Source organism: Pseudomonas sp. R1-43-08, assembly GCF_003852255.1.
Lineage (GTDB): Bacteria > Pseudomonadota > Gammaproteobacteria > Pseudomonadales > Pseudomonadaceae > Aquipseudomonas.
Window position 1 is genome coordinate 3,407,811 of the sequence record NZ_CP027734.1, and the last position, 17,466, is coordinate 3,425,276.

At 61.3% G+C, this 17,466-nt stretch carries 15 protein-coding genes; 12 read left to right on the forward strand and 3 right to left on the reverse strand.

The genetic code is table 11. From position 1 onward, the window contains the following. Nucleotides 1–177 precede the first annotated feature (177 nt). Both C4J87_RS15565 and C4J87_RS15570 read right to left on the reverse strand, forming a co-directional pair. On the reverse strand, nucleotides 178–1,461 hold the full coding sequence (locus C4J87_RS15565) for a Zn-dependent hydrolase (protein WP_124367509.1): 1,284 nt from the start codon (nucleotides 1,459–1,461) through the stop codon (nucleotides 178–180). A 157-nt stretch (nucleotides 1,462–1,618) separates the two neighbouring features. Next, complete coding sequence (locus tag C4J87_RS15570; protein WP_124367510.1) at nucleotides 1,619–3,106, reverse strand: NCS1 family nucleobase:cation symporter-1; 1,488 nt, start codon at nucleotides 3,104–3,106, stop codon at nucleotides 1,619–1,621. A gap of 603 nt (nucleotides 3,107–3,709) precedes the next feature. Here C4J87_RS15570 and hydA point away from each other — a divergent pair. The 3 genes from hydA (at nucleotide 3,710) to preA (ending at nucleotide 7,955) form a co-directional block, all read left to right on the forward strand. Continuing rightward, a complete protein-coding gene (gene hydA, locus C4J87_RS15575) occupies nucleotides 3,710–5,149 on the forward strand; it encodes a dihydropyrimidinase (protein ID WP_124367511.1) in 1,440 nt (479 codons plus the stop codon). A gap of 164 nt (nucleotides 5,150–5,313) precedes the next feature. Next, nucleotides 5,314–6,681, forward strand: a complete 1,368-nt coding sequence (locus tag C4J87_RS15580; RefSeq protein ID WP_124367512.1) for an NAD(P)-dependent oxidoreductase — start codon at nucleotides 5,314–5,316, stop codon at nucleotides 6,679–6,681. Further along, nucleotides 6,681–7,955: an NAD-dependent dihydropyrimidine dehydrogenase subunit PreA gene (preA, locus tag C4J87_RS15585; RefSeq protein WP_124367513.1), complete on the forward strand. Its 1,275-nt coding sequence runs from the start codon at nucleotides 6,681–6,683 to the stop codon at nucleotides 7,953–7,955. Before C4J87_RS15580 ends, preA begins: the two co-directional genes overlap by 1 nt. A gap of 111 nt (nucleotides 7,956–8,066) precedes the next feature. Here preA and C4J87_RS15590 read toward each other — a convergent pair whose 3' ends face one another. Next, the gene (locus C4J87_RS15590) at nucleotides 8,067–8,687 is read right to left on the reverse strand and encodes a TetR/AcrR family transcriptional regulator (RefSeq protein ID WP_124367514.1); all 621 of its coding nucleotides are present in this window, start codon (nucleotides 8,685–8,687) and stop codon (nucleotides 8,067–8,069) included. A gap of 116 nt (nucleotides 8,688–8,803) precedes the next feature. Here C4J87_RS15590 and copC point away from each other — a divergent pair, with 116 nt between their 5' ends. The 9 genes from copC to C4J87_RS15635 all read left to right on the forward strand — a co-directional run bounded on the left by copC (nucleotide 8,804) and on the right by C4J87_RS15635 (nucleotide 17,466). Further along, complete coding sequence (gene copC, locus C4J87_RS15595) at nucleotides 8,804–9,169, forward strand: copper homeostasis periplasmic binding protein CopC (RefSeq protein ID WP_124363405.1); 366 nt, start codon at nucleotides 8,804–8,806, stop codon at nucleotides 9,167–9,169. A 3-nt stretch (nucleotides 9,170–9,172) separates the two neighbouring features. Then, the gene (gene copD / locus C4J87_RS15600) at nucleotides 9,173–10,030 is read left to right on the forward strand and encodes a copper homeostasis membrane protein CopD (protein ID WP_124367515.1); all 858 of its coding nucleotides are present in this window, start codon (nucleotides 9,173–9,175) and stop codon (nucleotides 10,028–10,030) included. A 274-nt stretch (nucleotides 10,031–10,304) separates the two neighbouring features. Beyond that, nucleotides 10,305–11,567, forward strand: a complete 1,263-nt coding sequence (locus C4J87_RS15605; protein WP_124367516.1) for an OprD family porin — start codon at nucleotides 10,305–10,307, stop codon at nucleotides 11,565–11,567. Nucleotides 11,568–11,793: 226 nt separating this feature from the next. Further along, entirely contained in the window at nucleotides 11,794–12,609 is an 816-nt protein-coding gene (locus C4J87_RS15610; protein WP_124363408.1) for an NAD(P)-dependent oxidoreductase, read from the forward strand. A 30-nt stretch (nucleotides 12,610–12,639) separates the two neighbouring features. Next, nucleotides 12,640–13,515 (forward strand): SMP-30/gluconolactonase/LRE family protein, encoded by an 876-nt coding sequence (locus tag C4J87_RS15615; protein WP_124367517.1) that lies wholly within the window; start codon nucleotides 12,640–12,642, stop codon nucleotides 13,513–13,515. Between the two features lie 51 nt (nucleotides 13,516–13,566). Then, nucleotides 13,567–14,529 (forward strand): TRAP transporter substrate-binding protein, encoded by a 963-nt coding sequence (locus C4J87_RS15620; RefSeq protein WP_124367518.1) that lies wholly within the window; start codon nucleotides 13,567–13,569, stop codon nucleotides 14,527–14,529. A 74-nt stretch (nucleotides 14,530–14,603) separates the two neighbouring features. Beyond that, a complete protein-coding gene (locus C4J87_RS15625; RefSeq protein ID WP_124367519.1) occupies nucleotides 14,604–15,131 on the forward strand; it encodes a TRAP transporter small permease in 528 nt (175 codons plus the stop codon). Nucleotide 15,132: 1 nt separating this feature from the next. Continuing rightward, entirely contained in the window at nucleotides 15,133–16,413 is a 1,281-nt protein-coding gene (locus C4J87_RS15630) for a TRAP transporter large permease (protein WP_124367520.1), read from the forward strand. Nucleotides 16,414–16,560: 147 nt separating this feature from the next. Then, entirely contained in the window at nucleotides 16,561–17,466 is a 906-nt protein-coding gene (locus C4J87_RS15635; RefSeq protein ID WP_256679883.1) for an aldose 1-epimerase, read from the forward strand.

Sequence of the window (17,466 nt, forward strand, 5' to 3'; positions counted from 1 at the left end):
CCTCATCGGGAGCAAGCCCCCTCCCACATTGGTTTTGTGCCAGACACAGAATGTATGAACACTGCCGGGCCCATGTGGGAGGGGGCTTGCTCCCGATGGCGGTGTATCAGCCAAAACTTATCGACTGACCCACCGCCATCGGGAGCAAGCCCCCTCCCACATTTTTTTAACCGCATTTCAGGCCGCAAGCGTGCCACTGGCAATGGCCGCCGAAGCGGCCAGCATGGCGCGCAACAGCACCGCACACCCTGCTGCCAGATCATCCGGCGCGGCGTTCTCGATTTCGTTATGGCTGATGCCGCCTTCACACGGCACGAAGATCATCCCCGCCGGGCCTAGTTCGGCGAGGAAAATCGCGTCGTGCCCGGCCCCGCTGACGATGTCCATGTTCGACAAGCCCAAGCCATTCGCCGCATCGCGCACGGCGTCTACGCAGCCTTTGTCGAAGTACAGCGGCGGGAAGTCGGCGGTGGGTTCCAGCTCGAAACTCAACCCATGTTTGGCGCAGGTCTCATCAATCACCGTGCGCACCTGGGCAATCATCGAATCCAGCCGCGCCGGCTCCAAGTGACGAAAATCCAGGGTCATGCGCACTTCACCGGGAATGACATTGCGCGAACCGGGATACGCCTGCAGGCAACCCACGGTCCCACAGGCGTGCGGCTGATGCCCCAGCGCCGCCGCATTCACCGCAGCCACCACCGCTGCCGCGCCGACCAGGGCGTCCTTGCGCAGGTGCATCGGCGTAGGCCCCGCGTGTGCTTCGACGCCACGCAGTTTCAGGTCGAACCATTTCTGCCCGAGTGCGCCGAGCACCACGCCGATGGTCTTTTTCTCATCCTCCAGGATCGGCCCCTGTTCGATATGCGCTTCGAAGTACGCCCCAACCTTGTGCCCGCTGACCGGCCGCGTGCCGGCATAGCCGATCGCATTCAACGCATCGCCCACGCTGACGCCGTCTGCATCGACCTTGGCCAAGGTCTCGGCCAGGGTGAATTTTTCGGCAAACACCCCGGAGCCCATCATGCAGGGTGGAAAGCGCGAGCCTTCTTCGTTGGTCCACACCACCACCTCCAGCGGCGCCTCGGTTTCGAGCTTGAGGTCGTTGAGGGTACGCAGGACTTCCACTCCGGCCAGCACGCCGAAGCAACCGTCGAACTTGCCGCCGGTGGGCTGGGTGTCGATGTGGCTGCCGGTCATCACCGGCGGCAGGTCGGGATTGCGCCCGGGACGCCGGGCGAAAATATTGCCGATGCCGTCGACGGTCACCGTGCACCCGGCCTGCTCGCACCACTGCACAAACAGGTCGCGCGCCTTGCGGTCGAGGTCGGTGAGGGCCAGCCGGCACACCCCACCTTTTGGGGTGGCGCCGAGTTTGGCCAGGTCCATCAGCGACTGCCACAAGCGGTCGCGGTTGATGTGCTGATGGGACGATTGCAGGACGTCGAGGGCAGCGTTCATGGGGATCTCCTCAGGCTACATTTCTTATGATTGGACCGCATTCCAATGTGGGAGGGGGCTTGCTCCCGATGGCGGTGGATCAGTCAATGATGCTGTGATTGAAATACCGTAATCGGGAGCAAGCCCCCTCCCACATCTGGATTGCATTGCACTGGCGTTATAGCGGGGATTTGGCGGGCATCGGGGTGATCGCGCGCCTGGCATTGAGCGCGTAATACAACACCCCGCCCAATGCCGAACCGGTGAACCAGCCGTAGCTGTAGAACCAACTGAATGCATCGCTGCCCAGGGACAGCAAGGTCAGCACCACCGGCACGCCAAAGGCGACGAAGCCGCTCCAGTTCCACGCCGGGTACACGTCGTCGCGGTACAAACCGGCCAGGTCCAGCTGCTGTTTGCGGGTGATGAAGTAGTCCACCACCATGATCCCGGCGATCGGCCCCAACAGGCTGGAGTAGCCGAGCAGCCAGTTGGAATACACCGTCTCCAGGCTCACATCGGACACGATCAGCCCGAGTTTTTTCAGCAGCTCATGGGCCATCAACGCCAGCCCCACCACCCCGGTAAGAATCACCGCCGTGGTGCGGTTGATCAACTTGGGCGCGATGTTCTGGAAGTCGTTGGTCGGCGAGACAATGTTCGCCGCCGTGTTGGTGGACAAGGTGGCGATGATGATCAGCGCCATGGCGATCGCGACCCACACCGGGCTCTGGATATGGCCGATCAGGGTGACCGGGTCGGACACGCTGACCCCCACGAGTTTCACCGAGGCCGCCGTCATGATCACGCCAAGCGCAGCGAACAGGAACATGGTCAGCGGCAGGCCGAAAATCTGCCCGAGAATCTGGTCCTTCTGGCTTTTGGCGTAGCGGCTGAAGTCCGGGATATTCAGCGACAAGGTGGCCCAGAACCCGACCATGGCAGTCAGGCCCGCCATGAAATAACCCGTTAGGCTCGCGCCTTCGGGGCGCTTGGGTGGAATCGCCATCAGCTCACTGAGGGACACATTCGGCATCGCCCACACCAGCAGGCCGATACCCACCGCGACCAGCAGCGGCGCCGACAGGGTTTCCAGACGCTTGATCGACTCGGCGCCGCGCAGCACCACCCACAAATTCAGGCACCAGAAAATCATGAAACCGATCACTTCACCGGTGCCGCCAAGGGATTTCCAGCCCTCGAAAATCGAGCCCAGGAACAAGTGAATCGCCAGGCCGCCAAACATCGTCTGGATGCCAAACCAGCCGCACGCCACCAGCGCCCGAATCAGGCATGGCACGTTGGAGCCGAGAATGCCGAACGATGAGCGCAACAGCACCGGAAACGGGATGCCGTATTTCGTACCGGGAAACGCGTTGAGCGTGAGGGGGATAAGCACCACGATGTTGGCCAGCAAAATCGCCATCAGCGCCTCGCCCACCGACAACCCGAAGTACGCGGTGAGCACGCCGCCCAACGTGTAGGTAGGCACACAAATCGACATGCCGACCCACAGCGCAGTGATGTGCCATTTGTTCCAGGTGCGTTCGTGCACCTTGGTCGGTGCCATGTCGTGGTTGTAGCGAGGGCTGTCGAGGACGTCGGGGCCGGCGTCGAGTTCGTACAGGCCGTTACGTTCGATGACTTGCGATCTGTTCTGTTGCATGGCCGCTCCACGGTTTTTTTAAAATTATTCTTGCTCACCTGCACGGTTAAGGCAGGTAGCCGGAGTACCTCGTCGACAACATGACATCTCGGGCCCGGCCAGCCGCCACTGCACTCAATAACCGTGCCGATAACTGCTTCCCGACCCACGCTGCATCTATAACTGGCTGATGTTTATCAGCTTTATCCGGTTGACCGATTGCGTCTTCGGAACTTGCCTTGGGAACTCAGGGTGAATAGCAAGGAAGTTGTCCGAACCTTCAGGACTCAATCTGGTGCAACACAATTATTTTTATTTCCCGGCCCCGTCAAGCGCCATCGTTCAACCGGCTGATTTGCAATAAGAAATGTTGTTCAAATCGACAACCTGTCAAGTGCGTCAAAATGGTGTGAGGCTGCTTCATTTTGGTGAATTTTGATTTTTAACGTTTAAAATCAAGTAGTTATATTGGTTATAAGCCTAATAAAAATATTCTTGCTCAATCGAAAAACTCGGGCTAGTTTCTATTCCTGTCACCGATGACAGGAATCAACCAGTTATCGGCGAGCCGTATTACAACACTTAGAACTGGCACAAGCCGGTCAAGCCTGTGAGGAACTCGACATGTCGCTGTTGATCCGTGGCGCTACCGTTGTTACCCATGATGAAAGTTACCGCGCCGATGTGTTATGCGCAGGCGGTCTGATTCGTGCTATCGGCACGGACCTGGATATTCCCGCCGGCACTGAAACACTCGATGGCAGCGGCCGGTACTTGATGCCCGGTGGCATCGATCCCCATACCCATATGCAACTTCCGTTCATGGGCACCGTGGCCAGTGAAGATTTTTTCAGTGGCACGGCGGCGGGGCTGGCCGGTGGCACCACGTCGATCATCGACTTCGTGATCCCCAACCCGCAGCAGTCGTTGATGGAGGCGTTCCACCAGTGGCGCGGCTGGGCCGAGAAATCGGCGTCCGACTACGGCTTTCATGTGGCGATCACCTGGTGGAGCGAACAGGTCCGCGAGGAAATGGCCGAGCTGGTCAGCCATCACGGCATCAACAGCTTCAAGCATTTCATGGCCTACAAGAACGCGATCATGGCGGCCGACGACACCCTGGTGGCCAGTTTCGAACGTTGCCTGGAACTGGGCGCGGTGCCCACGGTGCATGCGGAAAACGGCGAGCTGGTCTATCACCTGCAACGCAAGCTGATGGCCCAGGGCATCACCGGGCCGGAAGCGCATCCGCTGTCGCGCCCTTCCCAGGTGGAAGGCGAAGCGGCCAGCCGTGCGATCCGCATCGCCGAGACCATTGGCACGCCGTTGTACCTGGTGCACGTTTCCACCCAGGAGGCGCTGGACGAAATCACCTATGCCCGGGGCAAGGGCCAGGCGGTCTACGGGGAAGTGCTCGCCGGCCACCTGCTGCTGGACGACAGCGTCTATCAACACCCCGATTGGCAGACCGCCGCCGGCTACGTGATGAGCCCACCGTTCCGCCCGCGCGGGCACCAGGAGGCGCTGTGGCACGGTTTGCAATCGGGCAACCTGCACACCACCGCTACCGACCACTGCTGCTTCTGCGCCGAGCAAAAGGCCGCCGGGCGTGACGACTTCAGCAAGATCCCCAACGGCACCGCCGGTATCGAAGACCGCATGGCGCTGCTGTGGCATGAGGGTGTCAATACCGGGCGCCTGTCGATGCAGGAGTTCGTCGCGCTGACCTCCACCAACACCGCGAAGATCTTCAACCTCTACCCGCGCAAAGGCGCGATTCGCGTCGGCGCCGATGCCGACCTGGTGCTGTGGGATCCCGAGGGCACACGCACCATTTCCGCCAAGACCCATCATCAGCAAGTCGATTTCAACATCTTCGAAGGCAAGACCGTACGCGGCGTGCCGAGCCACACCATCAGCCAGGGCAAGCTGGTCTGGGCCGATGGCGACCTGCGCGCCGAGCGTGGGGCCGGGCGGTATGTGGAACGGCCGGCGTATCCGGCGGTGTTCGAACAGTTGCGCAAGCGGGCGGAGCAGTCCAGGCCCACTGCGGTGAAACGCTGAACATACAGCGCACATGATCATTCCCACGCTCTGCGTAGGAATGCAGCCAGGGACGCTCCGCGTTCCAAGAGCGGACGCAGAGCGTCCAGTGAGGCATTCCCACGCAGAGCATGGGAACGATCGCCCATCAGAGGCAGCACCTCAATAACCGTGAGGCCACCACCGTGATCCAGACCCTGACCCACCTCCCCCATCCCCATGACGACGGGCCCACCCTCGCCAGCCATTTCACCGACCTGGCGCCGCCCCTCAACGCCCGCCAGGCCCAGCTTGAAGCTTCGCGCTGCCTGTATTGCTACGACGCCCCCTGCGTGAACGCGTGCCCCAGCGAAATCGACATCCCCTCGTTCATCCGCAATATCCACACCGACAACGTCCAGGGCGCAGCGCAGAAAATCCTCTCGGCCAACATCCTCGGCGGCAGTTGCGCTCGAGTCTGTCCCACGGAAATCCTCTGCCAGCAAGCGTGCGTGCGTAACAACGCCGAAGAATGCGCCCCGGTGCTGATCGGCCTGTTGCAACGCTATGCCATCGACAACGCGCACTTCAGCCAGCACCCGTTCCAACGTGCCGCGCCCACCGGCAAACGCATCGCGGTGGTCGGTGCCGGGCCGGCGGGCCTGGCGTGCGCCCACCGTGCGGCCCTGCACGGGCATGACGTGGTGGTCTTCGAAGCCCGGGAAAAAGCCGGCGGCTTGAATGAATACGGAATCGCCAAGTACAAACTGGTGGACGACTTCGCCCAGAAGGAACTGGATTTCCTCCTGCAAATCGGCGGCATCGAGATCCGTCATGGCCAGCGCCTGGGTGAAAACCTCACCCTGAGCGAGTTGCACGCGCAATTTGACGCGGTGTTTCTCGGCCTCGGCCTGGCGGCCAGCAAACGCCTCGGCCTGCCCGACGAAGACGCCCCCGGCCTGCTCGCCGCCACCGACTACATCCGCGAACTGCGCCAGACCGATGACCTCACCCAGCTACCGCTGGCCGACCGCTGCATCGTGCTCGGCGCCGGCAACACCGCCATCGACATGGCCGTGCAAATGGCGCGCCTCGGTGCCCGTGATGTGAACCTGGTGTACCGCCGTGGCCTGGATGACATGGGCGCGACCCACCATGAGCAAGACATCGCCAAGGCCAACCAGGTTCGCCTGCTGACCTGGGCCCAGCCGGAGCAGGTGCTGCTCGATGACCAGGGGCATGTACGCGGTATGCGCTTCGCTCGTACGCGCATGGAGAACGGTCGCCTGCACCCCACCGGGGAAACCTTCGAATTGGCCGCAGACGCGATCTTCAAGGCCATCGGCCAAGGTTTTGACAACGACGCGCTGCACGACCCGCTGGCTCAGCAGCTGCATCGCGTGGGCGAACGCATCTTCGTCGACGAACAACTGCGCACCAGCATTCCCGGGGTGTATGCCGGCGGCGACTGCGTCAGCCTCGGCCAGGACCTCACCGTGCAGGCGGTGCAACACGGCAAGCTGGCCGCCGAGGCCATGCACGCTCAACTTATGCTCAACGTGGAGGCCGCGTAATGGCTGATCTGTCGATTGTGTTCGCCGGCATCAAAGCGCCCAACCCGTTCTGGCTGGCCTCCGCACCACCCACCGACAAGGCCTACAACGTGGTGCGCGCGTTCGAGGCCGGCTGGGGCGGCGTGGTGTGGAAAACCCTGGGGGAAGACCCGGCGGCGGTCAACGTGTCGTCGCGCTATTCGGCTCACTACGGGGCGAATCGCGAAGTGCTGGGTATCAATAATATCGAGCTGATCACCGACCGCTCCCTGGAGATCAACCTGCGCGAAATCACCCAGGTGAAAAAGGACTGGCCCGACCGCGCATTGATTGTGTCGCTGATGGTGCCCTGTGTTGAAGAATCCTGGAAAAACATCCTGCCGCAGGTGGAAGCCACCGGCTGCGACGGTATCGAGCTGAATTTCGGCTGCCCCCACGGCATGCCCGAACGCGGCATGGGCGCGGCGGTCGGCCAGGTGCCTGAGTACGTGGAGCAGGTGACGCGCTGGTGCAAGACGTATTGCTCGCTGCCGGTGATCGTCAAGCTCACGCCCAACATCACCGATATCCGCGTGGCCGCGCGGGCGGCTTATCGCGGCGGCGCGGATGCGGTGTCGTTGATCAACACCATCAACTCCATCACCAGCGTCGACCTGGAACGCATGGTCGCCCTGCCCATGGTCGGCAGCCAGAGTACCCACGGCGGCTACTGCGGCTCGGCGGTGAAGCCGATTGCGCTGAACATGGTCGCCGAAATCGCCCGCGACCCGCAGACCCAGGGCTTGCCCATCTGCGGTATCGGCGGCATCGGCAACTGGCGTGACGCCGCTGAATTCGTCGCCCTGGGCTGCGGCGCGGTGCAGGTGTGCACGGCGGCGATGCTGCATGGGTTCCGCATCGTCGAAGAGATGAAGGACGGGCTGTCGCGGTGGATGGACACTCAGGGTTACCAGAGCTTGCAGGAATTTTCCGGGCGCGCGGTGGGCAACACCACGGACTGGAAGTACCTGGACATCAACTACCAGGTGATCGCCAAGATCGACCAGGCGGCGTGTATCGGCTGTGGGCGTTGCCATATCGCCTGTGAGGACACCTCGCACCAGGCCATCGCCAGCTTGAAGCAGGTGGATGGTACGCATAAATATGAGGTGATCGATGACGAGTGCGTGGGCTGCAATTTGTGCCAGATCACTTGTCCAGTCGCCGATTGTATCGAGATGGTGCCGGTCGACACAGGCAAGCCGTTTTTGAATTGGACACAGGATCCGAGGAATCCTTATCGGGAGGCTGTGTAGGTTTGTAGACCGCTATCGGGGGCAAGCCCCCTCCCACATTTGATTGGGTTCACACAGCCAAGTGTGGGAGGGGGCTTGCTCCCGATGGGGCCCTCAACCTCACCACACTATTCAAGGCTCCAACCCAATCCCGCGCAATATCACCCCGGTCACCGTCTGTATCGCCCGCTCAAACTGCATATCCGATAACGGCTGGTGATCATTCAAAATGTTCACCTGATGATCGAAGTCGGCATAGTGCTGGGTCGACGCCCAGATCATGTACAGCAGGCTCGACGGCTCCACCGGCAGGATGCGTTTGTCTTCCACCCAATGGCGAATTTTCGCTTCCTTCATCTTGGCCCAGTCGTACAGGCTTTCGTCCAGCGCCTCACCCAGGGTAGGCGCACCGTGGATGATTTCATTGGCCCAGACTTTCGAGCCATACGGCCGTGTGCGCGAGCGCTGCATCTTGGCGCGAATGTAGCTGCTGAGCACCACCCGTGGGTCATCGAAAGTTTCGAAGCTCAGGGCGTCCTGTTTCCACAGGTCCAGCAGGTCGAACAGCACCGCGCTGTACAGATCGCTCTTGGTGGTGAAGTAGTAATGCAGATTCGAGCGCGGCAGTTGTGCCTCTTTGGCGATGTCGGCCATGGCGGTGCTGCCATAGCCTTTTTCAGCGAAGACTTTCTCTGCGGCCAGCAGGATTTTCTCGACGTTGATCCGCCGAATTCCGATCTTGTGATTGCCCATAAGGGCTCCCTGACAACAACACGACCTAGAGACTACCATCCGCTCTAGATCGGGGCGACACGCCGAACCGAAACTTCGTACACTGCTCGCTTCCATCCTCTGATTGGTATTGAACAATGTTGATCAAGAAGTCCCTGACCATCGTCGCCCTGCTCGCCTCCCTGCTGGGCGCGTCTGCAGCCTTTGCCCACGCGCACCTGAAAAGCGCCACGCCAGCGGCAGACAGCAGCGTAGCCGCACCGACAGACCTGCGCCTGACCTTCAGCGAAGGCGTCGAAGCGACGTTCACCAAGGTGTCCCTGAGCAAGGACGGCACGGAAATCGCGATCAAGGGGCTGGAAACCCCGGACACCGACAAGAAGACCCTGGTGGTCACCCCTGCCGCTCCGCTGGCGGCCGGTACTTACAAGGTTGAGTGGCACGCGGTGTCCGTCGACACCCACAAGAGCGAAGGCACTTACAGCTTCAAGGTTGGCCAATAATCCATGGCGACCCTGCTGGTGCTGTGCCGTTTTGTGCATTTCATCGTGGTGCTGCTGCTGTTCGGGGTCTGTGTGTTCAGGCCTCTGTTGCTCGGTACGGCTGCGCAACCGGCACTCGACCAGCGCCTGCTGCGCTTGACCCGAGGCCTGGCCTGGCTGGGGCTGGGCTCCGGGGTCGCGTGGCTGTTGCTGATCACTGCGAGCATGGCCGGCGGGTGGGACGCCGCGCTGCAACCGGCCACGGTGATGTTGGTATTGGGCAGCACCTTTTTCGGGCAGGTATGGGTCTGGCACCTGCTGCTCAACCTGTTGCTGGTGATCGTATTGATCAAGCCGTGGCCGGCCTTGCGCCTGCCGCTGATCGCGCTGGTGCTGGCGACCCTGGCTCCGGTGGGCCACGGCGCCATGCTCGATGGCCTCAGCGGGCGACTGCTGATCCTCAACCAGGTGGTGCACTTGGCGTGCGTCGGTGCCTGGCTGGGCGGCTTGCTGCTGCTGGTGTTGATCCTCAGACAGCCACGGCCGCTGACCCTGCAGCCGATCCTGCGGCGCTTCAGTGGGGTGGGTTATGGCCTGGTTGCCGGCCTGCTGGTGACCGGTTTGGTCAACGTGCGCGTGCTCACCGGGCAGCTGTGGCCTACCCCGCCGTTTGAAGGGTTTGCCTTGATTCTGCTGATCAAGGTGCTGCTGGTAGCGGGCATGTTGGTGCTGGCCTTGCTGAACCGATTGCGCCTGGAACAGTGTGAACAGCGGGTGGGCAGCTTGAAGGCCAGTGTCCTGCTGGAATGGCTATTGGGTATTGCAGCAGTGGCAGCGGTTTCCCTGCTGGGCACCCTGCCCCCAATGGTCATGGCCGGCTGAAACCCCGCCATTCTTATGATTGGTCACCAATCAAATGTGGGAGGGGGCTTGCTCCCGATGGCAGTGTGACAGTCAACTTATGTGTAGCTGACCCACCGCTATCGGGAGCAAGCCCCCTCCCACATTTTGACCGTGTCCACATTTAGCTAGGCTGAGCAAGTCATCCTATAACTTCTGCTTGACACTCCCTTGAATCCCCGTAAATATCCCGCCCATCGTTGTACGACAACGTATGACGAATAATAAAAACAACAAAAGAAAAGGGAGCCTCACTGTGAGTCAATTCGCCCGTCATTTGTCCTCGCGTCTCGGTTTGATCAGCCTCGGCAGCCTCGCATTCACCTTACCCCTCACGGCCCACGCCGATGGGTTCGTCGAAGATGCCAAGGCCACGCTCAACCTGCGCAACGCCTACTTCAACCGTAACTTCACCAACCCCGCCAATCCCCAGGGCAAAGCCGAAGAGTGGACGCAGAACTTCATTCTCGATGCCAAGTCCGGCTACACCCGTGGCACCGTGGGTTTCGGCATTGATGTCCTGGGCCTGTACTCGCAAAAGCTCGATGGCGGCAAAGGCACCGCTGGCACCCAATTGCTGCCGGTGCATGACGATGGGCGCCCTGCCGATAATTTCGGACGCCTGGGCGTAGCGCTGAAAACCAAGTTATCGAAGACAGAGTTGAAGGTCGGCGAATGGATGCCGGTGCTGCCGATCCTGCGCTCCGATGATGGCCGCTCCCTGCCCCAGACCTTTCGCGGCGGCCAGGTAACGTCCAACGAGATCGCCGGCCTGACGCTCTACGGCGGCCAGTTTCGCGGCAACAGCCCGCGCAACGACGCGAGCATGGAAGACATGTTCATGAACGGCAAAGCCGCGTTCACCTCCGACCGGTTCAACTTCGGCGGCGGCGAATACACGTTCAATGACAAGCGCACCCAGGTCGGCCTGTGGTACGCCGAACTCACCGATATCTACCAGCAGCAGTACCTCAACCTCACCCACAGCCAGCCGGTGGGTGACTGGACCCTGGGCGCCAACCTCGGCTTTTTCAATGGCAAGGAAGACGGCAGCGCGCTGGCAGGCGACCTCGACAACAAGACCGTGTTCGCCCTGCTGTCGGCCAAGTACAACGGCAACACCTTCTACGTGGGCCTGCAGAAACTCACCGGCGACAGTGTGTGGATGCGCGTCAACGGCACCAGCGGCGGCACGCTGGCCAACGACAGCTATAACTCCAGCTATGACAACGCCAAGGAAAAATCCTGGCAGCTGCGCCATGACTTCAACTTCGTGGTGCTTGGCATTCCTGGCTTGACCATGATGAACCGCTACATCAGCGGCAGTAACGTGCACACCGGGGCAATCACCGACGGCAAGGAATGGGGCCGCGAATCGGAACTGGCCTACACCGTGCAGAGCGGCGCACTGAAGGACCTGAACGTCAGGTGGCGTAACTCGACCATGCGTCGGGATTTCAGCAATAACGAATTCGACGAGAACCGGATCTTCGTCAGCTATCCAATCTCACTGCTTTAAAAGTTGTTGGTGATCTAAAAACCACTGCAAAACCAATGTGGGAGGGGGCTTGCCCCCGATGAGGGAGTGTCTGTGAATACATTTCTGACTGGGCCACCGCCATCGGGAGCAAGCCCCCTCCCACATTTGAATCTCACTCGTCTGGAAGAACGTTGACAACCTGGGGATCCCTAACAATACTTCGACTTAGTCATACGACAACCTACAACAAAAAATTGGACTACCCATGACCACCACTACCCCCGTTCCCTTCAACCGCATCCTGCTCACCGGCGCCGCCGGCGGCCTGGGTAAAGTGCTGCGCGAGCGCATGCGTCCCTACGCCCAGGTGCTGCGCCTGTCAGACATCGCTGATATGGCCCCCGCCGCCGCCCATGAAGAAGTACAAACCTGCGATCTTTCCGACAAACAAGCCGTGCACCATCTGGTGGAAGGCGTCGATGCGATCCTGCACTTTGGCGGCGTGTCGGTGGAGCGCCCTTTCGAAGAAGTGCTCGGCGCCAATATCAGCGGCGTTTTCCACATCTACGAAGCCGCGCGCCGTCATGGTGTGAAGCGCGTGATCTTCGCCAGCTCCAACCATGTGATCGGCTTCTACCCACAGGACGAAAAGCTCGACGCCCACTCACCGCGCCGTCCGGACAGCTACTACGGTCTGTCCAAGTCCTATGGCGAAGACATGGCGAGTTTCTACTTCGACCGCTACGGCATCGAGACCGTGAGCATCCGTATCGGCTCCTCGTTCCCGGAACCGCAGAACCGCCGAATGATGCACACCTGGTTGAGCTTCGACGACCTGACCCAACTGCTCGAACGCGCGCTGTACACGCCGAACGTCGGCCATACCGTGGTCTATGGCATGTCCAATAACCAGGACACCTGGTGGGACAACCGCTACGCCGCGCACCTGGGTTTTGCGCCCAAGGACAGCTCCGAAGTGTTCCGCGCCCAGGTCGAGGCCCAGCCGCCGGTGGCTGACAACGACCCGGCCAAGCTCTATCAGGGCGGCGCGTTCTGCGCTGCTGGGCCATTCGGTGACTGAGTTCACAGCAACCCAAGGGAATGAGTGGCCATGAGTGCAGAATTGATTGCCGACGCCCGCAACGCCGTGGGCGAATGCCCGGTGTGGGTGCCCGAAGAAAACGCCCTGTACTGGGTGGATATTCCCAACGGTCGCCTGCAACGCTGGGACGCGACCACAGGCCAGGTGGCAGCCTGGCAGGCCCCGCAGGTGCTCGCCTGTATTGCTCGCACCGATAAAGGCAACTGGGTCGCCGGCATGCAGAGCGGTTTTTTCCAACTGACCCCGCGCAGCGATGGCAGCCTTGAGACCATGCCGCTGGCCGGCGTCGAGCACCCGCGCGCGGATATGCGCCTGAACGACGGCCGCTGTGATCGCCAGGGCCGCTTCTGGGCCGGCAGCATGGTGCTGGACATGAGCTTGAACGCCGCCGAGGGCATTCTTTATCGCTACGCGTCAGGTGCGGCGCCCCACGCACAGCTGGACGGTTTCATCACTCTCAACGGCCTGGCGTTCAGCCCCGATGGCCGCACGATGTACGCCTCCGACTCACACCCGTTGGTGCAGCAGATCTGGGCCTTCGACTACGACATCGAGACCGGCACGCCGTCCAACCGCCGAGTGTTCGTCGACATGCATCACCACCTCGGGCGGCCCGATGGCGCAGCGGTAGACGCCGACGGCTGCTACTGGATCTGCGCCAACGACGCCGGGTTGGTCCACCGCTTCACCCCGGACGGCCGCCTCGACCAGTCGCTGCCCGTACCGGTAAAAAAACCCACCATGTGCGCCTTTGGCGGCAGTCGCCTGGACACCCTGTACGTCACCTCCATCCGTGACGATGCGAGTGATCAATCGCTGTCCGGCGGCGTGTTTGCCCTCAACCCTGGCGTGCAGGGACTGCCCGAACCCAGCTTCATCCTCTAGCTGCATCGCTGTGCCTTGAATACAACAATAACAAGACAGGAATGACCGCCCATGGACTTCAAACGCACCTTGCTCGCCGCCACACTCGTGGCCCTCAGCAGCGCCGCCCACGCGCTGGAAATCAAGTTCGCCGACATCCACCCCGCCGGCTACCCAACCGTTGTCGCCGAAAAAAACATGGGCGAGGCCCTGACCAAGGAAAGTAACGGCGAACTGACCTTCAAGTACTTCCCGGGCGGCGTGCTGGGCTCGGAAAAGGAAGTGGTCGAACAGGCCCAGGTCGGCGCCGTGCAGATGACCCGCGTCAGCCTCGGCATCGTCGGCCCGGTGGTGCCGGACGTCAACGTGTTCAACCTGCCGTTCGTGTTCCGCGACCAGGCGCACATGCGCAAGGTCATCGACGGCGAGATCGGTGATGAGATCCTGGCCAAAATCACCGATTCCGAGTTCGGCCTGGTCGCCCTGGCCTGGATGGACGGCGGCACGCGCAATCTCTACACCAAGAAACCGGTGCGCAAGATCGAAGACCTCAAGGGCATGAAAATTCGCGTTCAGGGCAACCCGCTGTTCATCGACGCCTTCAATGCGATGGGCGCCAACGGCATTGCCATGGACACCGGCGAGATTTTCAGCGCATTGCAGACCGGTGTGATCGACGGCGCGGAAAACAACCCGCCGACGCTGCTCGAGCACAACCATTTCCAGAACGCCAAGTACTACACCCTCACCGAGCATTTGATTTTGCCCGAGCCCATCGTGATGTCGAAGATCACCTGGAACAAGCTCAGCCCCGCGCAGCAGGACATGGTCAAGAAAGCCGCCAAGGCCGCCCAGGCTGACGAGCGCGTGCTGTGGGATGCCAAGTCCGCCAGCAGTGAGGAAAAACTCAAGAAGGCCGGGGTCGAGTTCATCACCGTCGACAAGAAACCCTTCTATGACGCCACCGCACAGGTTCGCGCCAAGTACGGCGCGCCTTACGCCGACATCATCAAGCGTATCGACGCCGTTCAATAACGCCCTCCTTCCTGACAAGGCCCGGCGCGGCCCGCTGCTCATGCAGGGGGCCGCGCCCGGTTACGGTGAACGCCATGAAGAATCTACTGCTGCGCATCAATGACCGCATCTACATGACCTGCATCTGGGTCGCCGGCCTCTCGGTGCTCGGGGTCGCACTGATCATTCCCTGGGGCATTTTTGCCCGCTATATCCTCGGCACCGGCTCAAGCTGGCCGGAGCCCACCGCCATCCTGCTGATGCTGGTCTTTACCTTTATCGGCGCTGCTGCCAGCTACCGCGCCGGTGCGCATATGTCGGTGGCCATGGTCACCGACCGCCTGCCGCCCGCCCAACGCCGCATCGTCGGCATTGTTTCGCAACTGCTGATGGGTACCATCTGTCTGTTCATGACGATCTGGGGCGCCAAGCTGTGCCTGTCCACCTGGAACCAGTTCATGAGCGCCATCCCGACGCTGCGGGTCGGCATCACCTACATGCCGATCCCGATTGGCGGTTTGCTGACCTTGATATTCGTGGTGGAAAAACTGCTGCTGGGCGACCAGAGCAACCGGCGCGTGGTGCGCTTCGACCTGGTTGAAGAAAGCGAAGGGGCCGCCTGATATGGACGCGTTTATTCTGTTGGGCAGCTTTATCGCCTTGATCCTGATCGGCATGCCGGTGGCCTACGCCCTGGGCTTGTCGGCGCTGATCGGCGCATGGTGGATCGACATTCCGTTCCAGGCCCTGATGATTCAGGTGGCGGGTGGGGTGAACAAGTTTTCGCTGATGGCGATTCCGTTCTTCGTACTGGCCGGCGCGATCATGGCCGAGGGCGGCATGTCGCGGCGGCTGGTGGCGTTTGCCGGGGTGCTGGTGGGCTTCGTGCGCGGCGGGCTGTCGCTGGTCAACATCATGGCCTCGACGTTTTTCGGCGCGATCTCAGGCTCGTCGGTGGCCGACACCGCGTCGGTCGGCTCGGTGCTGATTCCGGAGATGGAACGCCGCGGCTATCCGCGCGAATTTGCCACTGCGGTGACGGTCAGCGGCTCGGTGCAGGCGCTGCTGACGCCGCCCAGCCATAACTCGGTGCTCTACTCCCTGGCGGCAGGCGGCACCGTTTCGATCGCCTCGCTGTTCATGGCCGGTGTGGTGCCAGGCCTGTTGATGAGCGCGTGCCTGATGGTGCTGTGCCTGATCTTCGCGAGAAAGCGCGATTACCCCAAAGGCGAAGTCATCCCCTTGAAGCAGGCGCTGAAGATCGCCGCCGACGCGCTCTGGGGCCTGATGGCCATGGTGATCATCCTCGGCGGTATCCTGTCGGGTATCTTCACCGCCACCGAGTCTGCCGCGATTGCAGTGCTGTGGGCGTTCTTCGTGACCATGTTCATCTACCGCGACTACAAATGGAGTGAGCTGCCCAAGCTGATGCACCGCACGGTGCGCACCATTTCCATCGTGATGATCCTGATCGCCTTCGCCGCCAGCTTCGGCTACATCATGACCCTGATGCAGATTCCGGCGAAGATCACCACGCTGTTCCTGACCCTGTCGGACAACCGCTACGTGATCCTGATGTGCATCAACGTGATGCTGCTGTTGCTCGGCACGGTGATGGACATGGCGCCGCTGATCCTGATCCTCACACCGATCCTGTTGCCGGTGATCCTCGGCATCGGCGTCGACCCGGTGCACTTTGGCATGATCATGCTGGTGAACCTGGGGATCGGCCTGATCACCCCGCCAGTGGGCGCGGTGTTGTTCGTGGGCGCGGCAGTGGGCAAGGTCAGCATCGAGAAGACCGTGAAAGCGCTGCTGCCGTTTTATGCGGTGCTGTTTCTGGTGTTGATAGCGGTGACCTACATTCCGGCATTGTCGTTGTGGCTGCCGAGCGTGGTGCTGTAACCCAGCGATTAAATGTTGGAGGGGGCTTGCTCCCGATAGCAGTGGGTCAGTCTGAGCATCTTTGACTGAAACACCGCTATCGGGAGCAAGCCCCCTCCCACCTTTCGGGCAGCGCTGTTTTTACTATTTCCATACGGCAGGTCGATCGTGTCTTTGAACTTCGTTGAGCTTACGGATCAATTCACCCATCTGGTACTCGCCCCCGCCCTCGGCGGCAGCCTCGTCAACTGGACGGTACGCGCCACCGGCCAGCCGCTGTTGCGGCACAGCGATGAGCAGGCGATCAACACCGGACTGCCGGGCAAATTGGGCTGCTACCCACTGGCGCCCTGGTCCAACCGCGTCGCCAAGGGAGGCTTCGATAACCCCGACGGCTGGCTCGCGCTCAAGCCCAACAGCCTCACCGATCCGCTGCCGATTCACGGCTCGGCCTGGCAGCAAGCGTGGCAGGTGGTCAGCCAGTCGGCGGATGAGGTGCTGCTGGAAGTGCTCTGTGACACGCCGTTCGCCTATCGCGCCGAGCAGCGCATCCGCTTGAGCGGTGGGGTGCTGAGGATCGAGTTGCGGGTCACGCATCTGGCCGAAACAGCCGCATGGCATGGCGTAGGCTTGCACCCGTACTTCCCGCGTCGGCCGGGTACGCGCTTGCAGGCCAAGGCGGCGCAGGTGTGGATGAGTGACGCTACCAAGCTGCCGACGGGGTTGGCGCCGGTGCCGCAGGAGTGGGATTTCAGGCAACCCCAAACCCTGCCGGAAGGCCTGGTGGACAATGGATTCTGCGAGTGGGATGGGTACTGCTTGATCGAACAACCGGAGCTTGGATATACCCTCGAATGCCAGGCCACCGGCGCCGATTACTTCCTGCTGTACTGCCCGCCGGGGCTGGAATTTTTCTGCATCGAACCGGTAAGCCATCCGGTCAATGCCCATCACTTGCCGGGCAAACCGGGCCTGAAGCTACTGGAGCAAGGCCAGTCAACCCAACTCAATTTCACCCTGAAATACAGTGCAAATGTGGGAGGGGGCTTGCTCCCGATAGCGGTCGGTCAGTAA